The sequence below is a fragment of the Pradoshia sp. Z4_20 genome (assembly GCF_058216035.1).
This window is the reverse complement of sequence record NZ_JBZAJD010000004.1, coordinates 1-25,541: the sequence shown is the minus strand read 5'-3', so window position 1 is coordinate 25,541 and position 25,541 is coordinate 1. Positions and strand designations below refer to the sequence as shown.

Sequence of the window (25,541 nt, the reverse complement as noted above, 5' to 3'; positions counted from 1 at the left end):
TTAAAATCGTTACAATTTTCCTGAATTTTCATTTTATCATTGGTAATGATTATCACTAGATGTTGATTTTACTATTTTCATTGACTATAATTAAAGACGACTCAATAATGATTATCATTATCAGTAATGTTGTTGAGAAACTAATTTGATGGGGATTGCAATGAGACTATGGATGTTAGTATTAGTAACTATTATCCTATCCTTTATTTCGCTATTTATAGGGGCTATTGATATTAAACCGAGTGATTTACTAGATTTAGATTCAGACAAGACGCAAATCTTCTTGATGAGTCGATTACCACGGTTAATGGCCATTATTTTAGCTGGTGCAGGAATGGGAATTGCGGGCTTAATTATGCAAAGCTTAAGCCGAAACAAGTTTGTATCACCGACAACGGCTGGTACGCTAGATGCAGCAAAACTAGGTGTCATTGTCTCTATGGTGTTTTTTACTAATATGTCCTATATGGGGCAAATACTATTTAGTTTTGCATTCGCATTAATTGGTACATTTATTTTTATGAATTTACTTGAGCGCATTAAATTCAAAGATGTCATATTCGTCCCTCTTATCGGAATTATGTACGGTAATATCATCGGGGCGATTTCAACATTCATTGGATATGAAGCGGATGTTCTGCAAAATGTAGATACGTTTTTCTTGGGGAGTTTTACCTTGATCGTTTCAGGACGCTATGAACTGTTGTATGTAGCGGTTCCAGCAATTATCATTGCTTATCTATATGCAAATAAATTCACAGTAGCTGGTATGGGTGAGGATTTTGCGAAAAACCTGGGTTTAAGTTATCGTACAGTGTTAAACATTGGTCTAGTTATCGTAGCGGTAATTTCTACAACAGTCATTTTAACGGTAGGGATTATTCCGTTTTTAGGGTTGATTGTACCAAATCTGGTTTCCCTTTATCTGGGCGATAATTTACGTAAAACAATCCCTCATACAATATTCATGGGGGCGGCATTCTTATTGGCATGTGATATTCTAAGCCGATTGATTGTCCATCCATATGAGATACCTGTAAATACTACAGTTGCAGTAATTGGCAGTGCGATCTTCTTAATTATGTTGTTTAGGGGGAAAGCATATGCGAAAAAATAGTGTAAAGCTAATTATTTTAGCTGTTATTGCAATTGGATGTATGGCTTTATTTGCTTTCTATAATATTCAGGGCGGTTTTAGTTACGCCTTTCCAAAGCGTATTGAGCGCATAGTTGCTATGGTTATTACCGGAACGGCAATTGCGTATGCAAGTGTTATATTCCAAACCATTACACATAACCGTTTATTAACACCATCTGTTATGGGGATCGACTCGATGTATGAAGTCGTTCAAACTGTCATTTATTTTACGGCAGGGTCGGCTTCAATCTTCGTTGTAAGCCGTTACTTAAACTTTAGTGTAGCAATCATTGCGATGGTAGTATTCGCATTGATTTTGTATCGTTTTTTATTCAGGGCAGATAAATATCCAATTTTTCTTCTATTATTAGCAGGTATGATACTTGGAACATTACTCGGAAGTCTGGTAACGTTCATGCAAGTTCTAATTGATCCTGTGGAATATGAAAGTTTGCAAGCTCGCTTGTTTGCCAGCTTTATGAACGTGAAGACGGAATTACTGAGCATTGCTATTGTTATTTTATGTACCGCCTTTATATATGGCTATCGGTTATTACGTGATTTAGATGTTGTATCACTAGGTCGAGATAACGCGATTAATCTTGGTGTCGCCTATGATAAAATCGTGCTGAAAGTGCTGATTCTATCGTCTATTTTAATCGCTACTTCTACCGCACTGGTTGGACCTGTAACATTTTTAGGATTAATTGTGGCGAATTTAGCCTATCAATATTTGGCTACATATAAGCATTCGATATTAATCATTGGGGCAAGCTTGATCAGTATTATTGCGCTTGTCGGAGGACAATTTCTTGTTCAGCATGTTTTCCATTTGAATACAACGATTAGTGTCGTTATTAACTTTGTCGGTGGGATTTACTTTATTTACTTATTACTAAGGGAAAGTAGGAAAGCAGGATGATTGATATTAAAGGGCTTTCTAAAAGCTTTGGGAAAAAATCTGTTATTGAAAATGTAACATTGCAAATCCAACCAAGAGCTATCACTTCTTTTATTGGTCCAAATGGCGCTGGTAAATCAACGTTATTATCAATGGTGAGCCGTCTCTTAGATGCTGATACAGGTGAAGTATTTTTAGATCAAACTGACGTTAAGAAAATGAAATCAGATGCTTTTGCAAAGCGGGTGGCTATTTTAAGGCAGACCAATCACTTGAATATTCGTTTAACCGTACGCGAGCTTGTTTCTTTTGGACGCTATCCATATTCAAAAGGGCGGCTGAATGCAGATGATGAACGAATTGTAGACCAAGCACTGGAGTATTTAAATTTAACAGATATGCAGGATAAGCTGTTGGATGAGTTATCAGGCGGTCAAAAACAACGTGCCTTTATTTCAATGGTTATTGCACAAGATACGGATTATATTTTATTAGATGAGCCATTAAACAATCTGGATATGAAACACTCTGTGCAAATTATGAAAATACTGCGCAAGCTGGTAGATGAGTTAGGGAAAACGGTTGTAATTGTCTTGCATGATATCAACTTTGCTTCTGTATACTCTGATCGCATAGTGGCGTTAAAGGATGGGCGTCTGATAAAGGACGGTCCAGCGCATGAGATTATTAACTCAGAATCCTTGCGTGATGTATATGACATGCATATTCCTGTACAAGAGCAAGATGGATGTCGTATATGTGTATACTTTAATTCACATTAGATTCTAAAATAGATTCTGGCCTTATATTTTTGGAACAATTGACAGCAGCAAAATCTTGTTCAAGTTAAGGGTCATACACTTAAGTTTCCATGAGGACTCTAAAATAGATTTTATTTTGGAGTCTTTTTTTTGTTAAGTATTTCTTTCGATAAGGATTTTTTATCTGATATTTAACTTTTTAAGGGGAGAAAATCACGAGAAGAATACGTAGTCATCTATGTCTAATTCTCGTTGGATCAGATGAAATAATAAAATTATTATCAAACACTTCAAAAGTGTTGACATATTTTGTGATTCTCATTTAGAATGAGAATGTCGATTGAAAATGATAATCGTTTTCAATTGAAGTACATATTTAGGGGGAGAACGAAGAATGAAGAAGTGGAAAATTTTAACTGCTATGGCGGCGTTAACATTAGCGCTGACAGCTTGTAATACAGGCGATGAGTCAACAACAGGGGACTCTTCTGAGACAAAACAAACAGAAGAAAAAGGAACTACTGAAAGTTCTAAATTCCCAATGACAGTATCTTCCTTAACCGATTCTCGTGAAGACGAAGAAGGTAAAACAACTACTTTTGAAGAAGTAAAATTAGATAAAATGCCAGAACGCATTGTAGCTCTTGATTATGGCTTTTTAGATACACTTGATGCATTAGGTGTTGAAGGAATCGTAGGCGTAGCTGCTGGTGGCGGTAAAGGAAATATGCCAGCGCATTTAAAAGAAAAATATGTTGCTGAGGGTGTTGCCGATGTTGGTACACTAAAGCAAATCGATTTTGAAGCAGTAGCAGCTGCTGAGCCGGATGTTATTTTCATCTCTGGTCGTCAAACACCATTTTATGAACAATTAAAAGAAATCACACCTAACGTTATTTTCATTGGTTCTGACAATGATAATTACATAGAGGCTGTATATGAAACAGTTGATTTAGCAGCTCAAATCTTTGATAAAGAAGAAAAAGGCAAAGAATTGAAAGCTTCATTACAAGAAAAAGTTGATGCAGTAAAAGAAAAAGCTGCTGGTTATGAAAATGCATTGGTAGCGATGTACAATGACAAGAAAATCTCCGGTTTCGACAATGGTGAAGATTCACGTTTCGCATATGTATATAATGACTTTGGCTTCAAGCCAGCAACAACTGATATCGAAGCATCTTCCCACGGTTCTGATTTCTCTTATGAGTCAATCCTTTCTGTTGATCCAGAAGTATTGTTAATTATCGACCGTACTGCTTCTGATGTAGAAACAATTAAAAAAGATATTGAAAATGATATTATCAAAAAAACTAGTGCTTACAAAGAAGGCAAAATTGTCTACTTAGACGGTGTTAACTGGTACTTCTCAAGTAACGGTGTAACGACTGAAGCAGAAAAATTAGATGAAATCTTAAATGAATTAAAATAATCTTCATAACAAGGAGCATGTCTCAAGTGGGGCATGCTCCTTTAATAAGGAGCGATTAGGTATGTTTGTTCAAATTCGTAAATGGATAGTGACAGAGGGCAATTCAGGCAAGGTATTGGAACGCTTCAAAAAGAAGCCAGATCAAGGTCCGTCGTTAATTGAGCAGCGTGAAGGCTTTATAAGTCGGGAGTTGTTAGTGAAAAAAACAACGCGTGGGGAAGAAGAAGTTGTCATGATTATCCGCTGGGAATCAGAGGAAGCATGGAAAGCATGGGAAAAGAGTCCTGAGCATATCGCTGGTCATAAAGCGAAAATCAAGGAGCACGGAGGTAAGCCTCCAAAGCCGGAATACGTAATCAATATGGAACATGGCAATTACATTGTAGTCGAATAAAAAAACAAAACGCCCCTAAATAAGGGCGTTTGTTTTATAATGTAAACCTTATTTCAAGTTAGAAAAGAAGCGTTACAGAATGATGGCCAGCAATTGTTTATCATTTTTAAAATTCAAAAGTTGGTGTGGACTCATCCATTATTTTAAAGGTGTATCCTTTATGTTTCAGACGGCGAATGATTTCCGGAAGCCCATCCACGATTGTTGTATTGCCGTTAAAATCATGCAGGAGGATATAGAGATTTTCTTTTTCACCTACCCCTTGCATAATTAATTTAAGTAATTTTTTTTCTGGAATTGGAGGATTTAATCCATCGTTAGCATCGCAGTTCCAATCATAATATTTATATCCTCTTTTTATTACCTCAGTCTTTAATTGATCCATTAAATCAGTCCCGGCATATTGTTTTGCGACATAGTTATTGGAGCCGCCGGGGAATCGTAGGATTTTCGGGCTTACGCCTACTTCCCTTTCCAAAAATTCTTCCAGTTGAGTAATGTCTTTAAAAAAAGTATCCTTGGATCGATAGATTTTGGAATAATTATGAGAATAGGAATGCAGTCCAAGAGCGTGTCCATTTTTTACGATATCTTTATATAAATACATATGTCCCGGGCTGGCTGTTCCCGTTACAAAAAAGGTTGCCTTAACATCCTGAACTTTGAGGATATCGAGGATTTCCTGTGTGATGTTTGAGGGACCATCATCAAAACTGAGGTAGGCTGTCTTTGCAAATGTTTCAGATGGAATAAGAAGCTGGATAATGAGCAATGTGAGAACAGATAGAGTACGCATAATAAACTCCTATGGATTAAGTGATTTTAATATAGTTTTTGATTCTTGTTAAAAAATATTCCTAAACGGAGTTGAATAATTGGGTAAAATGTTTAATAAAGAGATTGAACATGTATAATAGACATAAGCATTTTAGAAAGGTTGATAAAGATGATCGAGATACAAAGTTATACAGTTGAGAAACTGGAAGACCCGTTTGGTATCCTTTCTGGAGAAAGGTTCGAATATGTACTGGAGATTTCCGTTCCCGAGGAAGATGAACTATATACCGATAAGGGTCTTCTGTTGCGTGTTATATATGTAATGGATGAAAATCAGGACCAAATTTCAAAATATGAGTTTATAGAAAGTGAAACACAAAGTATTTTGGATTTTGAGCTTGAGGAAGATGAATTATCGATGGTTTTACAATTTTGCAGGGAACATACTGATGTTGAATATGAAGAAGAATGAAGATAGCTGATTATATAAAAAATATAAATATTGAATAGTGTAAGAGTGCCTTATTTATTAGGATAATAGGGAAACCGGTGCAAATCCGGTGCAGCCCCCGCTACTGTATACGCGGATGAAATGATTTGTAAACCACCGGCTCTTTGTTTAGAGCATGGGAAGGTAAATCAGAGTAAATTGATGCGTCAGCCAGGAGACCTGCTCTTTCTTTTGTATGTACTATTTTTCGGAGGGAAAAGTAGGCGTCCAATCCTGTTATTATAATGTGGATTTTCGCCTTAGCTTTTTTCGAGCTAAGGCTTTTTTATTATGTTGGAAAGGGGAATAACTATGCTAAAAAAGCAAAACTATTTATTTTTATTTATGCTAATGCTTACGCTATCTATGTTAATGTTTGGGTGTTCGTCAACTGAAGATGACTCAAACCAGAAGAAAGAGGTTTCTGAATCAACGTCCACAGCCTTTCCTGTTGAGGTAAGGGATGGATCCGGAGAAAGCATCAAGATTGAGGAAAAGCCGGACACGATCGTATCCTTGCTGCCAAGCAATACTGAAACGGCCTATGCACTAGGTCTTGGAGAGAAAATCATTGGTGTATCAGATTATTGTAATTTTCCTACAGAAGCTGCTGACAAACCTAAGGTCGGCGGGTTAGAAATCAATATTGAAAAAGTGTTGGAATTAAATCCGGATCTTTTATTGCTTTCTGCCAGTCATTTTAATAATGCTAAGGATACCATTAAACAATTCCAGACAGCTGGTATTGATGTTATTATCGTACCTGACGCCAATTCGTTTGATGGTGCATATGGAACAATTGAATTGATTGCTAAAGCAACCGGAACATCAGACAAAGCTGATGAAATTATTTCGGATATGAAAAAAGAAGTAGCAGAAATTAAAGAGAAAGCAAGTGCTATAAAAGATAAGAAGAAGGTTTGGATTGAAGTATCTTCCTCACCGGATTTATATACAGCGGCTAACGGAACCTATATAGACGAAATGCTTGATATCATTCAGGCAGAGAATATTGCCGCTGATCAAGAGGGTTGGGTAACAATGAATGAAGAACAAGTCATTGATCGCAATCCTGATGTTATTCTTACTACATATGGCTATTATATTGAAAATCCAGAAGAAAAGGTATATGGAAGAAAAGCTTGGTCCGAGGTACCTGCCGTTCAAAATAAGCAGGTTTATGATGTAGATAATGACACAGTGTCAAGACCGGGACCACGTTTAACAGAAGGCTTGCAATTGATAGCTGAAAAAATCTATCCTGAAATATTTAAATAAACATTTTCATTTAAGAGCCGCCCATTTTACTTTGGGAGGCTCTTTTTTTGTTGAAGAAAATAAATTAAATTTTCTAACAATTTTGTTGAAATTTCCCTTTTGTGTAGGTATGATGATACCAATACGTATTCGTACTCACACATGGGATTGGAATGATAAGAATGTTATATGTAAATGACCTGCCGACCGAAGCAAGAGATAAAATGCTATATGCAGCCCTGCAATTATTCACTACAAGAGGTTACAAGAATACATCAGTTCTGGACATAGTTGAGTATGCACATGTCTCGAAAACAACGTTCTACCAACAATTCGGCAATAAAGAGACTTTGATTGTTGCACTTTGTGAAAGTTTGATTGGAGAAGTTGCAGAAGAGATTAAGCTTGCAGCTTTACGGGAACCACGCATTGGTTATAAAGCATATGCCGGAATTCTTCGCTATTTGGAAATTTGCTTTTCCAATAAGGCTGTTGCCAATTTTATTTTACTCGAATCAGTCGGAGTTTCTTTCGAAGTAGAACTGGTCAGACGAGAAGCACTTAAAAGTTTCGCAGATCTTATCTTTTTTTTTGCTTACCAGGAGTTTCCGGAGAATGTGAATGAACAGGAAGTTAGGATCATCTCTCAGGCAATGGTTGGAGCAATCAATGAGGTCGTCATTCAAAAATTCCGGGAACCAAATCACCAAAAGACAGATGTAGAATATCTTGCTAGATTATTAAACCGATTGGTCATGCGCTCATTTAGCAGTCTCTCAAATTAATAAACTATTGATATGAAGGAGGGAGAAAGTTGGTTTCTTTTTTACCAAGTGAGGAAGAAAAGGCATTTGTTGATGTAGCAAAGGATTTTGCAATTCAAAAGATCCGTCCCTATGCCAGGCAAACGGAAAAAAATCAGGGTGTAAGTGAGGACGTGGTCAGAAAGTTGAGTGACCTTGGATTATTAAATTTGGAACTGCCTGAATCATACGGTGGCCTGGAATTGCCGCTCGTTTCCCAGGTACAGATTGTTGAGGCGCTTGCTTATGGTGACCTTGATACTATTCAGGGGCTTCCAGGAGCCGGGGAGGGAGCATCGTTTATTCGACTAAAAGAGGATCATAACGCATTTTCTTTTTATCAAACTCAGTGTGAAACGGGAATTTGCCCAACAGTCGCCTTTGTTTATCCCAATCAACATAAACTCCAAATTAAAAAAATAGACAATGGATACATCATTGATGGAGAAACGAGTCCGCTGAAAAATGCCAGAAAGGCTGAATATCTATTAATTGCAGGAACTGCTACTAATGGTGAAGCGGTGTTGTTCTGGATAGATCAAGACAATAATCATTCTTGGAGAGTGCTTGACGGTGATTATCGCTTGGGGCTATTGAGTGCCGGCTTTTCGAGAATTCAGCTTAAAGAAGTAAGCGTTTCCAAAAACAATATTTTGGCTAGTGGTGCCGAAGCTGAAACTTGGATGGATCAATCATTGAGCCGTGTACGTACGTTAGAGGCTGCAAAAGAAATTGGTGTTATGGCAGCTGCCCTTGATTACACAGTTGAATATACCTCCCAGAGAAAAGCGTTTGGGGTAGAAATCGCAAAATTCCAGGGTGTTTCTTTTAACCTTGCACAAATGGCTATCCAGACGGGTGCAGCAAGGCATCTTGTTTTATATACGGCAAAACAAATTGATGAAGGTGAAACTGATGCTGTTTTCCACAGTATCCAGGCACTTAAAAAAGCCCATCAATCGCTTCGATATGTAACAGATTCAGCTGTACAGCTCCTTGGTGGGCATGGATATGTTCAGGACCATCCTGTTGAGAAGTGGATGAGGGACGCTCAGGCACAAGTCGGTTGGTTTGAACAAGAGGGCGATTTAGAAATCAGGGCAGGAAACTGGATCATGTATGGTAAGGAGAGGGGGATGAGTAATGATCACATACGAGTTGACGCCACATCAAAGTCAAGTTAAGGAAGTGGTCCATTGGTTTGCTGAAAATGAAATGCGACCGGTATCCATGATTGCCGATCAATTAAAGAAAGTACCGGATGATTGGCTGGATAAAGTAAATCAACTCGGAATTTCTTTAAGCATGTCTTCTTTTGGAGAGTCCAATGATGATAAAAAGAAAAAAGATTTAAAAAAAGCGAAGGAGCGCCAAGGAAATCGATTGGGAGTCATTGCCTCTGAGGAATTAGGCTGGGGAGATTGCGCGATTGCCTTGACACTACCCGGGCCAGGGCTTGGAGGTCCGCCTGTTCAGCATAGCGGCACACCGGAACAAAAGGAACGTTTTTTATCCATTTTCTCCAGAGATGAGAAACCGAAGTGGGGAGCATATGCTTTGACTGAACCAGAGGCAGGTTCTGATGTATCCGGTTTACAGACGACAGCTGTTAAAGTGGACGGCGGTTATGTGATAAACGGGCAGAAGATATTTATTACAAATGGCAAAAGAGCTTCCTGGGTTGTTGTATTTGCTACGGTAGACCGCAATTTAGGTAGGGCTGGTCACCGGGCATTTGTTATAGAAAAAGGTACACCCGGCTTCTCATGCTCGAGATTGGCGGAAAAAATGGGTCTTCGTGCTTCTGAAACAGCAGAACTTGTGTTTGAGGATTGCTTTGTTCCGGATGGAAACCTTTTAGGTGGAGAAGAGGCCTATGTCAATAAAGCGAATGGATCAGGTGGCTTCAGGGTTGCTATGAAAACATTCGATAACACAAGGCCCATAATCGCAGCTATGGCTACCGGAATTGCAAGAGCGTCCTATGAATATACATTGGATTTTGTAAAAAGAGAATATCCTCAGCACGGCAATCATTATCATCAAGCCCTGAGACTCTTCTCAGAGATGCAGCAAAAAATTCAGGGAGCTCGTCTGTTAACCTGGGAAGCTGCCTGGAAAGCAGATTTGGGAAAACCGAATGCAAAAGAAGCAGCCATGTGTAAGGCCTATGGTGGAAAGATTGCTTTGGAGGTTACTTCAGCCTGTCAGGAAATACTCGGTCCATATGGTCTTGAGGGACATCTAGTCGAGAAATTATATCGTGACGCAAAAATTTATGACATTTTTGAAGGGACTAATCAAATTCAGCAATTAATTATTGCGCGTCATCTGTATGAACCATATGGTATTCGTGTGTAATGATTTTATAAATACGTTCAGGAGGTGGTGAAACGACAGGACAAAAATGCTGCATCTAAATAAAACTGAAAAATAAAAAAATATCCTTTAATAATAAAGGGAGGAATTTTAAAATGGGAAAAGCAATTGAAGATTATACATTAAGAGAGTCTTTTGAAAAAATTGAGGAAGCACTTAAAAACGATCCTCAGCCAATTCAAGGAATTACGACACGCTATCAATTCACAATCACCGGTTCCGAAGAAGGAATCTATCAGCTTAATATACACGATGGTCAGGCAGAGGTAGTCGAAGGAGAAGAAACACCAGCGGATTGTACACTCACCATGTCTGTCGAAAACTTCCGCCAATTCCTTCTCGGCAAACTAAACGGAACCGTAGCCTTCATGTCCGGCAAACTAAAAATCAAAGGCGACATCGGAAAAGCAATCAAACTAGAAGGAATACTGAAACAATATAACGTAAAGGAATATTTATAAGAAAGGCTGAGGCGACTGTTCAGCTCCGACAAGCATAAGAGGAGTCACGTAGGGAGGTGTTCTCCCTCCAGCAGTGGCTACACTTATGACTCGAGGAGCTAGGAGCCGAAGCTAGATCTCAAGAAAAGCTGGAGTGGCTTGCTCAAAAGCGAGGAGCATAAGACAGAGGCTCATAGGGGATGAACTTCCCCCGAAGAGGCTATGCTTATGTCCCGAGCTTTTAGCCACGGAAGCTAGATCTCGCTAAAAACGGAGACCATGTAAGGTGGACCAAAGACTAAAAACGCCACATCGTGTGGCAACGTCTTCGTGACCCTACGACGTGTAGGCCTAAGGGAGGTGTTTTATGAAACCTGCAAATTTGGTAGAGATGGTTTGGAGAACAGCCGAAAAAAATTCACAAAAGAATGGTTTTTTGGTTAAAGTAGCAGGTGAATATAAGGGGATCACATACAGGGATTTTTGGATACAGGTTTCACAAACGGCTGCCGGACTGGCACATTATGGGGTTGGCTTTGGTGATCATGTAGCCATATTATCTGATAATAATCCTTACTGGGCTATAAGCGATATAGCGATTATGAGTTTGGGTGCAGTCAGTGTGCCAATCCATTCAACTTTACCATCTGATCAGATTTCTTACATTCTCAGTAATGCAGACTGTAAGTTTCTTTTTGTAGAAAATCAAAAGCAACTGCAAAAGATTCTTGCTAATTCTACTCTCGATAAACTGATTATCTTTTATCCCGGTGATTCCTTAGCAGAAAAGAAAGAAGATATGCTGACAATGGAACAATTAATGTCAGCAGGTGAAAAACATCCTTTATTTAACTGGGAAGATGAGTTCCAGGCAATAACAAGAGATGATTTAGCAACGATTATTCATACCTCGGGAACAACTGGTTATCCAAAAGGTGCAATGTTAACGCATGGAAATATTTTATCAAATGTTGAAGGCGTTCAATTTTGGGTGTTGGAAGCCCGGCCTGACGACATCATGTTATCCCACTTACCACTATCCCACATATTTGAACGTATGGCAGGTCAATTTTTTCCTTTGTCAGTTGGTGCAACAATTGCTTATGCAGAAAATATTGATACCGTACAACAAAACCTTCTAGAAGTACAACCTACCATCCTAGTCAGTGTCCCATTGTTATTTGAAAAAGTATATGCCCAGGCTCAAAAGATGGTCGAATCCGGTACCCCTATTCGCAGAAAAATTTTTGACTGGGCACTTAAAGTCGGAAATACAAGATATAAATATTATTTATCCAGTGCTACAGATGTAATGGTTCGTAAAAGTGAACTACCGAAAGAGTTTAGGAGAAAGTGGAAAATAGCTGATAAACTTGTCTACCAAAAAGTAAAAAAACAATTGGGTGGAAGAATCAGAGGCTTTATATCAGGCGGAGGAGCTTTAAATCCAGAAATCGGGAAGTTTTTCTGGAGTGTTGATCTTCCGGTCCTTGAAGGATATGGCCTGACAGAAACCTCCCCCGTTATCTGCGTAAATCCGTTTTCCAGAACCAAAGTTGGAACAGTAGGAAAACCATTGCCGAACCTGGACGTTCATATCTCAGATGATGGTGAGGTACTTGTTAAAGGCCCAAGTATCATGAAAGGTTACTATCATGATGAAGAGGCTACCAAGGAACACTTTGAAAATGGGTGGTTCAAGACTGGCGATATAGGCGAGTTTGATGAAGATGGCTTCTTAAGAATTGTGGATCGAAAGAAGCGGATTATAGTACTTACTTCGGGGATAAATGTGGCTCCACAGCCTGTGGAAAATGCACTTCACCAAAGTATTTATATAGAAAATGCCGTTTTGGTTGGACAAAATCAGAAGTATGTAATCGTCTTATTAACTCTAAATTATGAAAATCTTAAGAGCTGGTGCAAAAGGAAGGGCATTCGTGGTTCTGTCAATGAGTTGGTTACGAATAAAAAAGTACAGGAATTGATTACGAGAGAAGTAAAATCCAATACTCATAAATTCGCACGCTATGAACAGCCCAAAAAACTAATCATTGTAACGAAAGAATGGACTGTGGAGGGTGGGGAGATGACTCCGTCCTTAAAGGTACGTTTTAAAGAAATAGAAGAAAAGTATAAAGAAGTTATTGAACAAATGTATGAAGAAGACGCATATACAGAGATCGAGGTAGCTGCTAATGAAGTAGCAGTTGGCCTGTCATTGCCTAAATCGAAAGGAGATTAATAAGTATGTCATTTTCACTGGAAGGAAAAGTAGCTCTTGTTACCGGTGCTATTATCCCGGCAACACAAAAGGTATTGGATAAGGCAGGTCTTTCCATGGATGATATCGATATTTTTGAAGTGAATGAAGCCTTTGCTTCAGTTGTATTAGCATGGGCGAAAGAGCTGGAACCAGATATGGATAAAGTAAATCCGAATGGAGGAGCGATCGCATTGGGCCATCCTCTGGGCGCAAGTGGAGCTCGTATTATAGCCACTTTACTTAATGAATTGGAAAGAACAAATGGAAGATTTGGGCTTGCAACCATGTGTATCGGTTTTGGTCAGGCAATTGCTGTAATACTGGAAAGGGAGGTAGGGGAATGGGGCAAAATTGTTTGTTGGAGGTAACTGATAAGGTGGCAATCATTACGATTAATCGACCTCCCCTAAATACATTGAGCAGAGATACATTATATGAGATTGGCACCTATTTGGATGATATCGAAAATAATCATATGATTAGAGCTATTATATTAGTCGGAGCGGGAGAAAAATCTTTTTCAGCTGGTGCAGATGTAAATGAATTTTCAGATTTAGCGGATCCGGAAAAAGCGAGGGAAATGATTCAATGGATGCATGATCTATTTAACCGAATTGAGTCTTTCTCTAAACCTATCATTGCAAGTATAAACGGTCGTGCGCTGGGTGGTGGGAATGAATTGCAAATGGCTTGCCACTTGGTAATAGCTGCAGACACAGCAGAGTTTGCTCTTCCAGAAATAAAGCTCGGAATTATGCCTGGCTATGGGGGGACCCAACGGCTGCCAAGATTGATTGGCCGCAGGCGGGCTCTTGAATTAATCTTAAGCGGTGAAAAAATTTCGGCGATAAAAGCATTGGAGTATGGTTTAATCAACAAAGTTGTGCCTGCTAAAATGCTGAAGTATGAAACTTTAGCGATTGCAGCCAATTTAGCTGAAGGGCCGCCGCTTGCGCTTAAAGGGATCCTTGATTCTGTGGGGAGAGGTACAGAAGTTTCCTTAGAAGATGGAATCTCAATTGAACTAGAGAATATGCTGAAAATAGCCCGTTCGGAGGATGCGATGGAGGGAATCAGTGCCTTCTTTATGAAGCGAAAGGCAGAGTTTTCAGGTAAATAAATTAGATAGTGTCTGCATGGTCCGTTTATTTGTTGGATTAAATAGGAACAGCCCATTGGATTATGGATTACCAACGGGCTGTTAGGTTCGTTTACTTTACTTTTCGTTTACTTTACTTTATGGAATCCTTCTTCCATTAAATAAGATTTTGCTTCATTGTAGGATGGGAATGTGCCATCTAGGTTTAAGCCAGCATATACATTCCACATATCCTCTTCTGCTATAACGGTAAGAGTATGTCCTTCGTTATTCCTCCAGATTTCTTCTTCACCTGCTATATCGCCAGCATAATCTTCATAAGGATCAGTAGATAGAAGCTCTATGGATTTAGCTATGATAGTTTCTAATTGCTCAGCGGAAAAATCCTTGATATTCACCAATCCCTTTTGACCCACACGGTACCCAGGAATGCCTTCTGCATAAACGAAACCATTACCGTTTGGATGCAGGTGATAAACAACATTCGATTTATCTAATTTGCTTTCAGGATATTGATAGTTGATACGCCCAAGTGAAACATTTTTACGTTCGAGTTCCTTAAAGGACTCTATAATTGCAATTTTTTCTTCAAAAGTTAACATATTGCCTCCAAAAAAGTGGATTTTACTATTTGTCCATTATACCATTAGTGGATAGATTACGTTATGCTCAATGAATGTATTTATGGATCGAGATAAATAAGGGAGGTTAGAAAAATGAACAATGGAAAGAATCGTAGTGATATACGAGCAGGACTGGAAGTCGATATCGTGTTAAAAAAAGACCAGCGCTCAGGTGCATTAACTCGCGGTATCGTTAAAGATATTTTAACCAATTCAGCAACACATCCGCATGGCATTAAGGTACGGTTAACGGATGGCCAGGTGGGACGGGTTCAGCAGATTATTAAATAATGTATCGAATCTTGAAGGCGTACAAGCTCCCACTCTATAAAAAAGAAGCTGATTCAATGATCAGCTTCTTTTTTATATGATTATGAATCTTTATGGTGAAATGGACATTTCCCAGCGATTGGTTCTATATCATCACCGATAAAGTATTGCTTCCATTCATTATGGTTTTGATCCCCATAATGACTGATATCCGGATGCTTAGGGAGCTGATCCCATTTCTCTACTCGTTCACGAACTTTCTCTCTGGACATGATTCCGCCTTTTTCAGTCCCTTCAAGTCCTTCAAAAATCATTCGCGGTTGAAAGCCAAGAACTAAACTATTACCGAGGTCACGGGTTTTCCGTTGCTTGTAGGCAGGGCAATTGCCGAAGATAAAGAATGGTTCACCGGCAAAGTGAAAGTCCCAAAGGAAATGTTCAGGATCCTTCGGTTTATCCTCAGGCCAAAGCTTCGGATCATGCTCGTGTAAATACTGTAGGATTCTCCAAAAATAATCTCTATAGTAAGGGATATCGCGTTCCTCTTTTTCAGGTTCAACAAAAACAAATAAACCGTGTCTTATATGAGGTGGATTCTTAAATAGTTCAAGAAAGCTTTCTACTGCTTTTGGAAGAGAGGACCAATCATTATGAGTCATATACGCATAACGGAGTTCTCCTTTATTTTCTGCTTTCATACCAAAGTAACATGGAAATGTTGGGTTTGTAACAATGTTATGAAATGTTTGGTATTCTTCTGTTACCCATTGTGGTACGATTTGTGGATTGGTCATATCTTGTTTTTCTAATAAACTTAAATTTGTTTTTGTATCCGGCATATAATAATTCCCCTATATATTCATTTTAGTAAGTTCTTTATTCCCTATTAATAGTCTTTGAAACATTTTGAAAGACAGTAAAATATTGTTTTGCAGAACGCTAAAAAATCAGGAGATTAATCGCTGAACAATTTAAAGTCACACTACTTTATCAAACGGTATAACATGCATATCTTCTTTTGAAATTATACCTGCCACTCTTTTATCAGAGGACCATCCTTACCGTTAATAGGATCAGTCTTTGGGATGGGAACCTTGCTAATTTCCTCTAATACTTCAGGACGTTCATTTTCTTTCCCGTATTTAGTGTTATAGTCCATCCCATTTGGATAAGCTCCAACGACAGAAAAGTCAGAGCTGGCTCTAAGGCGTTTATGGCCGGTTCCGGCTGGAAGAATAATCACATCACCTGACTGAACATGAATCTTCCTTCCTGTTTCACCGCCAATCATAAGGGTGGCTTCACCTCTAATAACCCCTAGTACCTCATGAGAATTACTGTGATAATGATGATAGTCAAATACCCCATTTGTCCAACTATTTAGCCATTGATTTTCATTAAATAGGCTTTCCATAGTGGATTCAGGGCTGTCTACAGCTTGATTATATAGAATGACTGGTAAGTTTGGATTATTAGGTATCCTACCATCATCCTCGAAGAAAAAAGTTTGATACGGATTCATTTGTACTCCTCCTCCTGTATTCACAAAATTCCCTTTTTAGATGATGATAAACAAGTCAACCTGGATATTTTTGTGTGGGAGTTTTTCGGAAATACTTATGTTTTTTCTAAACTAGTATCTGCCCAACTACGTATTTTGCCGTTTTTAAAGACAGGGCATGAACATACAATAATGAATAATAACTTGGTCCATGTTAATATCTTGACAAGCTGCCACGGTTTTCCAAGATTAGCGATAATACTAGCCATAAAGTGCAAAAGAATGAATGCGAATAAGGGTGTAAAGGAAGGCTGATTGTAAAATTTCGTTTAAAAGTACAGAAACAAGATAATTTTATAGAATAATAAATTCCTTTTAAACAGTGAAGTATCCATGCTATAATGCACAAAAATATATATTTATCTCTATAAATATACAAAAATAACCAGGGAGGGAGACCTTATGAGAGAAGTAACTTTACTTGATATATTTGAGCATCGCATTGCTCAAAAATATTTAAATCGTTCTGGCTTGGCACATGCAATTGCCGTTGCTTACCATGCCTTTCATTTAGCGAAAGAACAGAATATCGATGTCGATTCTGCAGCAAAAGCAGGTCTGCTCCATGACATTGGACATTTTACTTGGTACCGTAATGGTAAATGGGATTATGATTTATATAGAAAGAACGATATACATCCAATTAAGGGCGCTGAAAGAGCGCATAAATTATTAATAAGGCTTGGTGAAAATCCGGTTCAGGCGAAAACGATCTCCCTCGCAATTTTATTTCATACAGATTCCTTTTTACCTTCAAATGATATTGTTAGAACACCTCTTCAACAGATTGTTAAATGGGCAGATGAAAAAGATGAAGAGGAAGGCGGCCTTCACCATTATCGGAAGATTGAGTATGAAAGAGCGAAAGCCAGTATTATAAAACTCGATTCCATGATTGATGAAGAATTAAAAGAACATAAAAAAATGATATAAATTAAATCCCCATCTGTAAAAAACGGAGGGGATTTTTTAGTTAACATCATTAGAATTTGAATTATTCATAAAATGTTCTCTTTAAGCATTTCTAAAATACGAATATAATAAACTTGGATAGATTGATAATTATTTCCATATGATGATGTGGAAGACGTATTACATAGATTGGAGAGAACATACATGAGTTTCAAAACTCCACAGGAAATTGCCATAGCAGCAGTAGAAGCAGGTGTGAAGAAGACCAGTTTACCTTTAACAAATTTATTACTATTGGGATTTTTGGGCGGTGCTTATATATCTGTGGGTTATTTACTATATATCCGAGTAACCGCAAGCTTGCCTGAAGACTGGGGGACCTTTGGAACATTTATTGGTGCATCTGTTTTCCCACTTGGACTTATTTTAATTTTAATTGCAGGCGGAGAATTATTGACTGGTAATATGATGGCAGTGCCAATGGCCTGGCTTGCCAAACGGATTCCTTTCTCACGATTAGTTCACAATTGGTTTTGGATTACGATTAGCAACTTCGCAGGTGCTATTTTTGTAGCTTATTTCTTTGGCCACTTAGGAGAGTTTACAGCCAGCGGTGTCTTTCTCGAAAAAACGGTGGACGTGGCTGCTCATAAAATAGATGTTGATTTTTGGCCGGCTCTTATTTCAGGTGTTGGTTGTAACTGGCTTGTGGCATTAGGTGTTTGGCTTTCATACAGTGCAAACGATATCGCAGGAAAAATAGCAGGGATATGGTTTCCAATCATGGCATTTGTAGCAATTGGCTTTCAGCACGTAGTAGCGAATATGTTTGTGATTCCGGCAGCAATATTTGAAGGTTATTTTACCTGGATGGATTATTTTAATAACTTTGTACCTGTCTTTTTGGGGAATGCCATAGGCGGATCTATTCTTGTTGCTTTTGTTTACTGGAAATCCTATCAATCCTATATAAACCCTACCACCAAGAAAATAAAATCGGAAAGTATGTAACAATTGTGAGAGGCAGTCGGTCGTTTCACTATATGATACTCCTATAAAAACACTTAGATTTAATAAAATCCGTGTTTTTATTTCATCTGTTCCATTTTGGGCTAGATAATCATGCCGATCAACGCCATCCCATATTTATAAAAGTGTAGTAGTATTACTGCATAACCATGTTACCTAAATATGAAGAAAAAGGGCTAAACAACATAGCGCCTTTTTCAAGTTTGCAGTCAAGAATATTATTTTGTTATTTAAGCCTATGATGAACGTGGGAATCAAGATAGCCTGTCTTATATTAAAAAACAGTTCAATCTTCTTCACTCTGTCGGGCAGCCCATAGAACAATGGCTAATATCATAAACAATATTTCCATTAAAGGATCGTTTGTTACGGCTTTTAATAGCACTAAAAGGATGACCCCGTTTACAGGATTTTCGTCTGTCAGCATAATCACAATAATATCCAGCAGCGGGAGGGCGAAATCCAATATATTTAAGTCATTTTCAGATTCCATTCTTACAGTCCCTTCCGTTTTTTATCATCGTATTCGAAATAAATGAAGAAGTGCGTTTTTGCTGAGACAAAGGGCGTAGGAAAAGAGCGTGGCAGGATACATATCTAAATAATTAGAAGCAAGTGGAGAGTGATAATTTGAGTATTGAATTGCTCAAGGCAGATGAAAAGGATGCAGCAGCTTTATTTGCCATCCAACGCAAATCGTTCATGCCTTTATTAGAAAAATATAAGGATTACGATACGAATCCTGCAAATGAAAAAGTAGATCGGCTGATCCTACGATTAAACAATCCTAATGGTGTATTTTATAAAATTATGTTCAATAAACAGCTAGTTGGAGCCATTAATATTCTGTGGAGAGAGGGGACCGAAGAATATAAAATCAGTCCCATGTTCATTTTACCTGAATATCAGGGGATGGGAATTGCACAGGAAACAATAAAAATCATTGAAGATTATTATTGCAAAGCAAAAAGCTGGGAACTGGCCACGATAAAAGAAGAAGAACGGAATTGTCATCTATATGAAAAAATGGGTTATATAAATACCGGTGAACTCCGAAAATTAAATGAGAATACAACACTGATTTTCTATAAAAAGCTTATGGAAGAGCAAGCAGTAGGTCATAAAAGTGAAGAAAGATAATTAATCAATTGTATTCAAATCTGGGGAAAGGCTATTTATACCTTCTTTAAAAATAAGTTATTATCTCCCCTTAACTGAAGATTCTCGGTGTTTTATCGAGATGAAATTTTTTTAAAATAAATTGCTCCGAAGAGGAAATAGTATAAGAGAGGGAACCAATTGAATTGTTTTACGAAAAGCAGAATTTGTATAGTGGAAATACTATTCATTCATGAAAAGAGCTGCCTTCATCGGGAAGACAGCTTAAAATTGGCTTACTTATTCTCTTCTGTTTTATTCTCATCTGTTTGGATATCATCCGGATAAACGATGGTATCAAATGTTTTGGAGGTTTCTTCGTTCTTTAGCTGGAAGGTAACCTTATAATCATCTTCATTTACACCATTAAATAATTGATAGTACAGTGATTGATAAGCTAAATTGAAGAAGGCAAATCCGTCCATACTGCTGTTTTCATAAAGCTCCTGATCCATTTTAATCGTATACTCTGTAAATGATTTATTGTGTTCTATCTTTTTAATTGAAGGAAAGTCTTCATCGGCTTCTATTTCTTTAATGGAAGTGTCTATTGTATCTCCCATCTCTTTCAGCATTTCCTTATGCTTAGATTTGGACATTTTATATGTAACCGATCCATCATCATTTACAATTACTTCTTTTACCCCGTCCTCTTTAGCCTCTTTCTTTAGTTTCACCATATCTGTGTCTTCAAAAAATGATGCAGGTAATGTCACTTCAACATTTACCATTCCCTTATTGACATCCACATTATCGGAATTTTTATTTTCCTCATCCTTTGATGAGCAAGCAACCAGCATAATACTCAATACTACTAGAAAGAGCAGTTTACCACTTTTCATTATGAACCCCCTGAGATGTAATTAATCTTTTATTAACGTAACAAATTTAATAGGTAGTATCTAAATATTCACCGAAAAATATATACTGAAGATTTTGGTAAATTAACTAATGTAATACTTATTTTATGGATAGTAAATAGATTTGATACACAAAAGCATTATAGATAATATAAGAAAAACTTCTATGTTAGAATAATCACAAAGGAGGCAGATGCTATGAATACAGTTCCCTTAATAATTGCTGTTATTGCAGGTATTCTTTATGGTTCCGTACGTTCCGTGAAAAATCAAAATAGTAAAGATGAATCTGCAAAGAAGGAAGCAGGCCTTTACTTACAAAGTATTGTGGTTTGTATTGCTGTTTATTTAATAGTGAGCTTCGTTCAGAGTATCTAAAGACTATACATATTCACTTAAGTAAGGATTTTGATCTAAATTTAAAAGACCGTTTAAGCAGTAGAGACATAAAGTCGCTTTCCTAATTTATAGGAGGCGACTTTTTTACTTAGATGATAAAAAGGAAAATGATTAATCATACCGAATTATTATTTTCATAAGAGGCTTATAGAGAAATAAAAAACATAATAGGGAATGGGATCGATGGAATCAAACTTAATTATTCTAAGAGGAAACTCCGGAAGTGGAAAAACAACCATTGCTAAAAGCATTCAAGATCAGTTAGGAAAAGGTACCCTGTTAGTTTCTCAAGATAATGTTCGGCGTGAGATGTTGAAGGTCGAGGATAGAGAAGGGAATCTTTCGATTGATTTGATTCGTCAAATTGCTGAGTATGGGAAAGGGAGATGTGAACACACCATTGTTGAAGGAATTCTGAATAAAAGTCGCTATGGTCAAATGCTAAATGACTTAATCCAGTTCTATGGCGGAAAGGCATATATCTATTATTTTGACTTGTCATTCGAAGAAACGGTAAAACGTCATCTCTCACGTGATAAAAAGGAAGAGTTCGGTGTAGATGCTTTACGAAAATGGTGGACCCCAAATGATTATTTGGAAGTGGAAAATGAAGTGAAAGTAACAGGTCATTTAACACATACCGAGATAGTGGATTTGATTTTAACACAACTGCAAGAGTGATGATAGCAGGGAGTTAACCTATAGAATTGAGATACATTAGATCACTGCCTTTGAATAATCTATATTATTTAGAAGTCCGATATGTAAAAACTTTTTGACATTTATGATGAGTATGGATACAATGAAAATGTCAAAAGGTTTTTACATTTTCAAAGGAGCTGTCATTAATGGATTGTTTAGCTATCTTGCTGTTGTTTGTGATTTTAGCAATTTGTGTTTTACTCATCATCGTTACTCTTGTGTCATTACCTCAACTGGGTGATGAAAGAAAAGATTTTATTAAGATGAAAGCTCAGTCGTTTGCATTTGCAGGTGTTATTGGATATTTATTGATTAATCTTGTTGAATCTATTTATGTAACTTTCTGGACAGACAACACTTACGAAGGCATAAATCCATTTACTGCTCTTATAGGTATTTCTTTAGTGTATTTAATCTCACTACTATTTTGCAAAAAGAAATATGGTGGTTAAGTTGAAAAATCATATTAGAGAATTAAGAAAATCAGCAAAGCTATCTCAAGAAGAACTTGCTAAACTTTGCAATGTATCACGACAAACGATAAATGCGATTGAAAACGATAAATATGACCCTACATTACAATTGGCTTTTAGTATAGCTGCTGTATTAGATACAACAGTAGATGAATTATTTATAAATGAGGATATGGATATGTAATTTTAGACCTTAACTTAAATTAAGGTCTTTTTTTAAGTGCTTAGAAAGTCTTAGGAGTTAAAACCTGTATTCTGAATTTGACTCTCAGAAACCTTCTTTCAAGCAGAAGAAAAAGGAGCAACGACTGTAGCTCCTTAACAAATCATTATTAATTGTTTTTTATGTTATTTGGGGGGAATGGAAATGTACTCGCTGATCATTATGGCTGTAATAGAAAATAACTTAATAAATTCTAACTATACAGTAGTACATCTTCACTCATAATTGTTATGGAGGTCCGCTTTGAAGTTCTAAGGTCAAACGCCTAGTTAACAAATTGTGCACTAGTTGTGCAACTCAACCGATTCTTTGCATAGATGTCTCCTGTAAAAAAAGAAAAAACCCTTGCTACACAAGGGTTTCCCGGTATGGAGCTAAGGGGATTCGAACCCCTGACCTCTTCGCTGCCAGCGAAGCATTCTCCCGCTGAACTATAGCCCCATAATAAGTAATAAAATTATGTACAACCTTATTTTAACTAATTTAATACGAATGTCAATCTTGTATGAAGTATTTTTGCTGAATCTTCTAACTTAACCAAGCTATAATGCAGGGTAAAAATGAGTAGGAAAGAAACTGCCTATGCTTCTTTCCTGCTCCTATTGATTATGCATTTTCAATTTCAATGCTCATGACTCCATCGATAGAAGAAACGGAATAATAAACATCTGTAATTAGCCTTTTGCTGTCTATTGTGGTTCTTAAACGAATTTGATGACTGTTAGTCAGATCTTTTATGCGAACAGACTTAATTGAAATCTCTTTTTGTTCAATTAAATTTATAATTGGCGCTATACTGTCTTTTTCTGCAATAATTAACTGGAGGTTTAACTCTTTTTCTCTAAACTTTTTTGGCCCAATATAATTAAATAACATGGGCAGCAATTCAACGCTGATGATTAACAAAACTACACCTGCTATTGCTTCCATATAAAAACCTGCACCTACTGTAATCCCTATTCCGCCTGCTCCCCAAATTAATGCTGCAGTAGTTAAACCAGATATACTGTCATTGCCTCTCCTTAATATAACGCCAGCTCCAATAAAACCAATTCCGGATACTATCTGGGCTGCAAGACGGAGCGGATCCATTGTTACTGTGACTCCATATGCTGATCCTTTTGCATTATATGCAGATTCAATAGAGACAATAGTTAATAAACAACTAACGATTGAGATTACTAGAGATGTTTTCAGACCAACAGGTTTTCTTTTGATTTCCCGTTCCAGTCCTATGATAAGCCCTAATACTGCTGATATGCATAATTTAATAATCATCTGTATATCAATTGAGAAATCCATATTGCTAACCTGCCTTTATAAGTTCTTCTATATAGAATAGAATATGAGACGGATCTGTTCCAGAATTATGAATTATGAATATTTATTTGTTTAAATTACAGTTAAAGGGTGGAATAATATATGACTCAGTCACTTTTTAAACCTTATCTTGCCATTGTTGTAGGAGTGATTGCTGTATCCTTCTCAGCGATACTTGTTCGCTATTCGGAAGCCGAGTCTGGTGTCATTGCTTTTTACCGCATGTTATTTTCCTGTTTAATTCTAATTCCGTACTTTTGTAGGGAGGCTGTTAAAGAGATAGGAAGGATTAATAAAAAAGATTGGGTATTATGTGCAGCGGCCGGAGCGTTTCTTGCTTTTCATTTTATTTTTTGGTTTGAGTCTCTTCGGTATACTTCAGTGGCTAATTCAACAGTCCTAGTCACAATGCAGCCTATATTTGCTTTTTTAGGTACCTATTTTTTATTTAAGGAACGAGTATCTATCGGTGGAGTCGTAAGTATTATTGTGGCGATTTCAGGCAGTATATTGATTAGTGTCAGCGATTTTTCGCATAATAAGGGAGCTTTGTTCGGAGATGTACTTGCCTTAGTAGCTTGTGCTCTTGCAACAGCTTATTTCTTGATTGGACAAATGGTACGTAAAAGAATGGGGTTAACTGCTTACACTTTTATTGTATACGGTATTAGCGCAATTATATTATTGATCTATGTATTGGGGAGCGGCCAGGAGTTATTCGATTATCCTAAAAAAGAGTGGTACCTATTTATCTTGCTTGCAATCATTCCTACATTGTTGGGGCATTCACTTTTTAATTGGGCAATTGAATGGGTTAGTGCAACAAAAATATCGATGGCTATATTATTTGAACCAATAGGTGCGGCAGTATTGGCGTACTTTTTATTTAATGAAAGCCTATCGGCTATACAATTGTTTGGTGCATCATTAGTATTGGTGGGGTTATCTTTATTTATATTAATGAATAGAAGAAGAGACGCAATAGAGAATAGCGAAGTTAACTATTAATTGCATTGTAGGGCATCCAAGAAGGATGTCTCTGTTTTTTTTAAATATAATTGGTGTTGAACTTTTTCCGATTTTTAGTGTATTGTTGAAGGAATTTATTCTTATGAACATTAAAGGGCGTGCTTAGTGATCAGGATGGTTAGGCAAACGAACACTGCTAATCTTAATGAAGAGTTGTATGTCAATGTATTGGATATATGTGATTTTTATGATGTTATGTAGAAATAATATAAAAAAGCGAAAAAAAGTAAAAAAGTACTTGCATCCTAATAGTTGTCCATGATATATTAACTATCGTTCACTTCGTTGAACATTCGTTAAAAAAACTTTAAAAAAGTTGTTGACGAAAATAAGTTATTCTGATATATTATAAAAGTCGCTAACGCGAACGAGATAACAAGTTAAAATAAGTCAAAAAAACTTTTTAAAAAAAGTTGTTGACAAAGAAAAGTTATCTTGATATAATATAAAAGTCGCTAACACGACAGATTGTTCTTTGAAAACTAAACAAAACGAAACTCCAAGCAAGTCTAAAAAAAGAGATTTTTAAAATCTCGTCAATTTACTTTAAAATTTAGCTAGATCAAACATCTTTCGGAGAGTTTGATCCTGGCTCAGGACGAACGCTGGCGGCGTGCCTAATACATGCAAGTCGAGCGAATCTGAGGGAGCTTGCTCCCGAAGATTAGCGGCGGACGGGTGAGTAACACGTGGGCAACCTGCCCCTAAGATTGGGATAACTCCGGGAAACCGGTGCTAATACCGAATAGTTTCTAACACCTCATGGTGTTAGAAGGAAAGTTGGCTTCGGCTAACACTTAGGGATGGGCCCGCGGCGCATTAGCTAGTTGGTGAGGTAACGGCTCACC

At 37.3% G+C, this 25,541-nt stretch carries 29 protein-coding genes, 1 tRNA gene, 1 rRNA gene, 1 pseudogene and 1 riboswitch; of the genes and pseudogenes, 24 read left to right on the top strand and 8 right to left on the bottom strand.

What is annotated here, in order from left to right; genetic code table 11:
* Window positions 1–160 precede the first annotated feature (160 nt).
* The 5 genes from AC4BHP_RS11505 (at window position 161) to AC4BHP_RS11485 (ending at window position 4,623) form a co-directional block, all read left to right on the top strand.
* Entirely contained in the window at window positions 161–1,117 is a 957-nt protein-coding gene (locus AC4BHP_RS11505; RefSeq protein ID WP_066106731.1) for an ABC transporter permease, read from the top strand.
* Window positions 1,104–2,060, top strand: a complete 957-nt coding sequence (locus AC4BHP_RS11500) for an iron chelate uptake ABC transporter family permease subunit (protein WP_066106734.1) — start codon at window positions 1,104–1,106, stop codon at window positions 2,058–2,060. The genes AC4BHP_RS11505 and AC4BHP_RS11500 overlap by 14 nt, the downstream gene beginning before the upstream one ends.
* Window positions 2,057–2,821: an iron ABC transporter ATP-binding protein gene (locus AC4BHP_RS11495; protein WP_066106739.1), complete on the top strand. Its 765-nt coding sequence runs from the start codon at window positions 2,057–2,059 to the stop codon at window positions 2,819–2,821. The genes AC4BHP_RS11500 and AC4BHP_RS11495 overlap by 4 nt, the downstream gene beginning before the upstream one ends.
* A 373-nt stretch (window positions 2,822–3,194) precedes the next feature.
* Window positions 3,195–4,229 (top strand): siderophore ABC transporter substrate-binding protein, encoded by a 1,035-nt coding sequence (locus AC4BHP_RS11490; protein WP_490552350.1) that lies wholly within the window; start codon window positions 3,195–3,197, stop codon window positions 4,227–4,229.
* A gap of 61 nt (window positions 4,230–4,290) precedes the next feature.
* Window positions 4,291–4,623, top strand: coding sequence for an antibiotic biosynthesis monooxygenase family protein (locus AC4BHP_RS11485; RefSeq protein ID WP_490552348.1), 333 nt, complete (start codon window positions 4,291–4,293; stop codon window positions 4,621–4,623).
* Between the two features lie 106 nt (window positions 4,624–4,729).
* On the opposite strand, the gene AC4BHP_RS11480 is transcribed toward AC4BHP_RS11485, so the two are convergent.
* The gene (locus AC4BHP_RS11480) at window positions 4,730–5,419 is read right to left on the bottom strand and encodes a polysaccharide deacetylase family protein (protein WP_066106751.1); all 690 of its coding nucleotides are present in this window, start codon (window positions 5,417–5,419) and stop codon (window positions 4,730–4,732) included.
* Window positions 5,420–5,569: 150 nt separating this feature from the next.
* Between AC4BHP_RS11480 and AC4BHP_RS11475 the strand changes: the two genes are divergently transcribed.
* The 9 genes and pseudogenes from AC4BHP_RS11475 (at window position 5,570) to AC4BHP_RS11435 (ending at window position 14,155) form a co-directional block, all read left to right on the top strand.
* A complete protein-coding gene (locus AC4BHP_RS11475; RefSeq protein ID WP_139892327.1) occupies window positions 5,570–5,872 on the top strand; it encodes a DUF6509 family protein in 303 nt (100 codons plus the stop codon).
* Window positions 5,873–5,898: 26 nt separating this feature from the next.
* A riboswitch (cobalamin riboswitch) is annotated at window positions 5,899–6,092 on the top strand.
* 110 nt (window positions 6,093–6,202) lie between these two features.
* Entirely contained in the window at window positions 6,203–7,168 is a 966-nt protein-coding gene (locus AC4BHP_RS11470; protein WP_139892328.1) for an ABC transporter substrate-binding protein, read from the top strand.
* A 152-nt stretch (window positions 7,169–7,320) separates the two neighbouring features.
* Window positions 7,321–7,932 carry a TetR/AcrR family transcriptional regulator gene (locus tag AC4BHP_RS11465; RefSeq protein ID WP_490552346.1) on the top strand — a complete coding sequence of 204 codons (612 nt, stop codon included), beginning with the start codon at window positions 7,321–7,323 and terminating at the stop codon, window positions 7,930–7,932.
* A gap of 29 nt (window positions 7,933–7,961) precedes the next feature.
* A complete protein-coding gene (locus AC4BHP_RS11460; RefSeq protein WP_066106764.1) occupies window positions 7,962–9,134 on the top strand; it encodes an acyl-CoA dehydrogenase family protein in 1,173 nt (390 codons plus the stop codon).
* Window positions 9,094–10,311: an acyl-CoA dehydrogenase family protein gene (locus AC4BHP_RS11455; protein ID WP_490552343.1), complete on the top strand. Its 1,218-nt coding sequence runs from the start codon at window positions 9,094–9,096 to the stop codon at window positions 10,309–10,311. Before AC4BHP_RS11460 ends, AC4BHP_RS11455 begins: the two co-directional genes overlap by 41 nt.
* A 113-nt stretch (window positions 10,312–10,424) precedes the next feature.
* Window positions 10,425–10,790 carry an SCP2 sterol-binding domain-containing protein gene (locus AC4BHP_RS11450; protein WP_066106771.1) on the top strand — a complete coding sequence of 122 codons (366 nt, stop codon included), beginning with the start codon at window positions 10,425–10,427 and terminating at the stop codon, window positions 10,788–10,790.
* 346 nt (window positions 10,791–11,136) lie between these two features.
* Entirely contained in the window at window positions 11,137–13,014 is a 1,878-nt protein-coding gene (locus AC4BHP_RS11445) for an AMP-dependent synthetase/ligase (protein WP_490552342.1), read from the top strand.
* A gap of 35 nt (window positions 13,015–13,049) precedes the next feature.
* Window positions 13,050–13,403 (top strand): annotated as a pseudogene (locus AC4BHP_RS11440) (hypothetical protein); the annotation flags it as partial.
* Window positions 13,376–14,155 (top strand): enoyl-CoA hydratase/isomerase family protein, encoded by a 780-nt coding sequence (locus AC4BHP_RS11435; RefSeq protein WP_490552340.1) that lies wholly within the window; start codon window positions 13,376–13,378, stop codon window positions 14,153–14,155. The pseudogene AC4BHP_RS11440 and the gene AC4BHP_RS11435, both read left to right, overlap by 28 nt.
* 107 nt (window positions 14,156–14,262) lie before the next feature.
* On the opposite strand, the gene AC4BHP_RS11430 is transcribed toward AC4BHP_RS11435, so the two are convergent.
* Window positions 14,263–14,736 carry a hypothetical protein gene (locus AC4BHP_RS11430; protein WP_139892333.1) on the bottom strand — a complete coding sequence of 158 codons (474 nt, stop codon included), beginning with the start codon at window positions 14,734–14,736 and terminating at the stop codon, window positions 14,263–14,265.
* 114 nt (window positions 14,737–14,850) lie between these two features.
* Here AC4BHP_RS11430 and AC4BHP_RS11425 point away from each other — a divergent pair, with 114 nt between their 5' ends.
* Entirely contained in the window at window positions 14,851–15,048 is a 198-nt protein-coding gene (locus AC4BHP_RS11425) for a YwbE family protein (RefSeq protein WP_139892334.1), read from the top strand.
* A gap of 80 nt (window positions 15,049–15,128) precedes the next feature.
* Here the strand turns inward: AC4BHP_RS11425 and AC4BHP_RS11420 are convergent, their stop codons facing one another.
* Both AC4BHP_RS11420 and AC4BHP_RS11415 read right to left on the bottom strand, forming a co-directional pair.
* Window positions 15,129–15,866, bottom strand: a complete 738-nt coding sequence (locus AC4BHP_RS11420) for a YqcI/YcgG family protein (protein WP_139892335.1) — start codon at window positions 15,864–15,866, stop codon at window positions 15,129–15,131.
* 185 nt (window positions 15,867–16,051) lie between these two features.
* On the bottom strand, window positions 16,052–16,549 hold the full coding sequence (locus tag AC4BHP_RS11415) for a cupin domain-containing protein (protein ID WP_490552339.1): 498 nt from the start codon (window positions 16,547–16,549) through the stop codon (window positions 16,052–16,054).
* Window positions 16,550–16,990: 441 nt separating this feature from the next.
* Here AC4BHP_RS11415 and AC4BHP_RS11410 point away from each other — a divergent pair, with 441 nt between their 5' ends.
* Both AC4BHP_RS11410 and AC4BHP_RS11405 read left to right on the top strand, forming a co-directional pair.
* The gene (locus AC4BHP_RS11410; RefSeq protein WP_066106793.1) at window positions 16,991–17,521 is read left to right on the top strand and encodes an HD domain-containing protein; all 531 of its coding nucleotides are present in this window, start codon (window positions 16,991–16,993) and stop codon (window positions 17,519–17,521) included.
* A 183-nt stretch (window positions 17,522–17,704) separates the two neighbouring features.
* Complete coding sequence (locus AC4BHP_RS11405) at window positions 17,705–18,511, top strand: formate/nitrite transporter family protein (protein WP_066106796.1); 807 nt, start codon at window positions 17,705–17,707, stop codon at window positions 18,509–18,511.
* A 304-nt stretch (window positions 18,512–18,815) separates the two neighbouring features.
* On the opposite strand, the gene AC4BHP_RS11400 is transcribed toward AC4BHP_RS11405, so the two are convergent.
* Window positions 18,816–19,022: a hypothetical protein gene (locus tag AC4BHP_RS11400; protein ID WP_066106799.1), complete on the bottom strand. Its 207-nt coding sequence runs from the start codon at window positions 19,020–19,022 to the stop codon at window positions 18,816–18,818.
* 137 nt (window positions 19,023–19,159) lie between these two features.
* Here AC4BHP_RS11400 and AC4BHP_RS11395 point away from each other — a divergent pair, with 137 nt between their 5' ends.
* Window positions 19,160–19,669 carry a GNAT family N-acetyltransferase gene (locus AC4BHP_RS11395; protein WP_180349988.1) on the top strand — a complete coding sequence of 170 codons (510 nt, stop codon included), beginning with the start codon at window positions 19,160–19,162 and terminating at the stop codon, window positions 19,667–19,669.
* A gap of 254 nt (window positions 19,670–19,923) precedes the next feature.
* Here AC4BHP_RS11395 and AC4BHP_RS11390 read toward each other — a convergent pair whose 3' ends face one another.
* Window positions 19,924–20,529 carry a hypothetical protein gene (locus AC4BHP_RS11390; protein WP_490552335.1) on the bottom strand — a complete coding sequence of 202 codons (606 nt, stop codon included), beginning with the start codon at window positions 20,527–20,529 and terminating at the stop codon, window positions 19,924–19,926.
* A 216-nt stretch (window positions 20,530–20,745) separates the two neighbouring features.
* Between AC4BHP_RS11390 and AC4BHP_RS11385 the strand changes: the two genes are divergently transcribed.
* The 4 genes from AC4BHP_RS11385 to AC4BHP_RS11370 all read left to right on the top strand — a co-directional run bounded on the left by AC4BHP_RS11385 (window position 20,746) and on the right by AC4BHP_RS11370 (window position 22,305).
* On the top strand, window positions 20,746–20,925 hold the full coding sequence (locus AC4BHP_RS11385) for a hypothetical protein (protein ID WP_066106805.1): 180 nt from the start codon (window positions 20,746–20,748) through the stop codon (window positions 20,923–20,925).
* A 204-nt stretch (window positions 20,926–21,129) separates the two neighbouring features.
* A complete protein-coding gene (locus tag AC4BHP_RS11380) occupies window positions 21,130–21,627 on the top strand; it encodes a kinase (RefSeq protein WP_375138413.1) in 498 nt (165 codons plus the stop codon).
* Window positions 21,628–21,794: 167 nt separating this feature from the next.
* On the top strand, window positions 21,795–22,100 hold the full coding sequence (locus tag AC4BHP_RS11375; protein WP_490552332.1) for a hypothetical protein: 306 nt from the start codon (window positions 21,795–21,797) through the stop codon (window positions 22,098–22,100).
* Between the two features lies 1 nt (window position 22,101).
* Window positions 22,102–22,305 carry a helix-turn-helix transcriptional regulator gene (locus tag AC4BHP_RS11370; protein ID WP_066106817.1) on the top strand — a complete coding sequence of 68 codons (204 nt, stop codon included), beginning with the start codon at window positions 22,102–22,104 and terminating at the stop codon, window positions 22,303–22,305.
* A gap of 408 nt (window positions 22,306–22,713) precedes the next feature.
* Here AC4BHP_RS11370 and AC4BHP_RS11365 read toward each other — a convergent pair.
* Both AC4BHP_RS11365 and AC4BHP_RS11360 read right to left on the bottom strand, forming a co-directional pair.
* Window positions 22,714–22,785, bottom strand: a tRNA-Ala gene (locus tag AC4BHP_RS11365).
* A 165-nt stretch (window positions 22,786–22,950) separates the two neighbouring features.
* Window positions 22,951–23,646, bottom strand: a complete 696-nt coding sequence (locus AC4BHP_RS11360; protein ID WP_066106820.1) for an MgtC/SapB family protein — start codon at window positions 23,644–23,646, stop codon at window positions 22,951–22,953.
* 120 nt (window positions 23,647–23,766) lie between these two features.
* Between AC4BHP_RS11360 and AC4BHP_RS11355 the strand changes: the two genes are divergently transcribed.
* Both AC4BHP_RS11355 and AC4BHP_RS11350 read left to right on the top strand, forming a co-directional pair.
* A complete protein-coding gene (locus tag AC4BHP_RS11355; RefSeq protein ID WP_490552330.1) occupies window positions 23,767–24,672 on the top strand; it encodes a DMT family transporter in 906 nt (301 codons plus the stop codon).
* A 591-nt stretch (window positions 24,673–25,263) separates the two neighbouring features.
* Window positions 25,264–25,541: ribosomal RNA gene (locus AC4BHP_RS11350) — 16S ribosomal RNA — on the top strand; the annotation flags it as partial.

Bases quoted from the DNA above. Each gene is read 5' to 3' on its own strand.
- AC4BHP_RS11505 (WP_066106731.1), top strand. From the start codon at position 161: ATGAGACTATGGATGTTAGTATTAGTAACTATTATCCTATCCTTTATT.
- AC4BHP_RS11500 (WP_066106734.1), top strand. From the start codon at position 1,104: ATGCGAAAAAATAGTGTAAAGCTAATTATTTTAGCTGTTATTGCAATT.
- AC4BHP_RS11495 (WP_066106739.1), top strand. From the start codon at position 2,057: ATGATTGATATTAAAGGGCTTTCTAAAAGCTTTGGGAAAAAATCTGTT.
- AC4BHP_RS11490 (WP_490552350.1), top strand. From the start codon at position 3,195: ATGAAGAAGTGGAAAATTTTAACTGCTATGGCGGCGTTAACATTAGCG.
- AC4BHP_RS11485 (WP_490552348.1), top strand. From the start codon at position 4,291: ATGTTTGTTCAAATTCGTAAATGGATAGTGACAGAGGGCAATTCAGGC.
- AC4BHP_RS11480 (WP_066106751.1), bottom strand. From the start codon at position 5,419: ATGCGTACTCTATCTGTTCTCACATTGCTCATTATCCAGCTTCTTATT.
- AC4BHP_RS11475 (WP_139892327.1), top strand. From the start codon at position 5,570: ATGATCGAGATACAAAGTTATACAGTTGAGAAACTGGAAGACCCGTTT.
- AC4BHP_RS11470 (WP_139892328.1), top strand. From the start codon at position 6,203: ATGCTAAAAAAGCAAAACTATTTATTTTTATTTATGCTAATGCTTACG.
- AC4BHP_RS11465 (WP_490552346.1), top strand. From the start codon at position 7,321: ATGATAAGAATGTTATATGTAAATGACCTGCCGACCGAAGCAAGAGAT.
- AC4BHP_RS11455 (WP_490552343.1), top strand. From the start codon at position 9,094: ATGATCACATACGAGTTGACGCCACATCAAAGTCAAGTTAAGGAAGTG.
- AC4BHP_RS11450 (WP_066106771.1), top strand. From the start codon at position 10,425: ATGGGAAAAGCAATTGAAGATTATACATTAAGAGAGTCTTTTGAAAAA.
- AC4BHP_RS11445 (WP_490552342.1), top strand. From the start codon at position 11,137: ATGAAACCTGCAAATTTGGTAGAGATGGTTTGGAGAACAGCCGAAAAA.
- AC4BHP_RS11435 (WP_490552340.1), top strand. From the start codon at position 13,376: ATGGGGCAAAATTGTTTGTTGGAGGTAACTGATAAGGTGGCAATCATT.
- AC4BHP_RS11430 (WP_139892333.1), bottom strand. From the start codon at position 14,736: ATGTTAACTTTTGAAGAAAAAATTGCAATTATAGAGTCCTTTAAGGAA.
- AC4BHP_RS11425 (WP_139892334.1), top strand. From the start codon at position 14,851: ATGAACAATGGAAAGAATCGTAGTGATATACGAGCAGGACTGGAAGTC.
- AC4BHP_RS11420 (WP_139892335.1), bottom strand. From the start codon at position 15,866: ATGCCGGATACAAAAACAAATTTAAGTTTATTAGAAAAACAAGATATG.
- AC4BHP_RS11415 (WP_490552339.1), bottom strand. From the start codon at position 16,549: ATGAATCCGTATCAAACTTTTTTCTTCGAGGATGATGGTAGGATACCT.
- AC4BHP_RS11410 (WP_066106793.1), top strand. From the start codon at position 16,991: ATGAGAGAAGTAACTTTACTTGATATATTTGAGCATCGCATTGCTCAA.
- AC4BHP_RS11405 (WP_066106796.1), top strand. From the start codon at position 17,705: ATGAGTTTCAAAACTCCACAGGAAATTGCCATAGCAGCAGTAGAAGCA.
- AC4BHP_RS11400 (WP_066106799.1), bottom strand. From the start codon at position 19,022: ATGGAATCTGAAAATGACTTAAATATATTGGATTTCGCCCTCCCGCTG.
- AC4BHP_RS11390 (WP_490552335.1), bottom strand. From the start codon at position 20,529: ATGAAAAGTGGTAAACTGCTCTTTCTAGTAGTATTGAGTATTATGCTG.
- AC4BHP_RS11385 (WP_066106805.1), top strand. From the start codon at position 20,746: ATGAATACAGTTCCCTTAATAATTGCTGTTATTGCAGGTATTCTTTAT.
- AC4BHP_RS11380 (WP_375138413.1), top strand. From the start codon at position 21,130: ATGGAATCAAACTTAATTATTCTAAGAGGAAACTCCGGAAGTGGAAAA.
- AC4BHP_RS11375 (WP_490552332.1), top strand. From the start codon at position 21,795: ATGGATTGTTTAGCTATCTTGCTGTTGTTTGTGATTTTAGCAATTTGT.
- AC4BHP_RS11360 (WP_066106820.1), bottom strand. From the start codon at position 23,646: ATGGATTTCTCAATTGATATACAGATGATTATTAAATTATGCATATCA.
- AC4BHP_RS11355 (WP_490552330.1), top strand. From the start codon at position 23,767: ATGACTCAGTCACTTTTTAAACCTTATCTTGCCATTGTTGTAGGAGTG.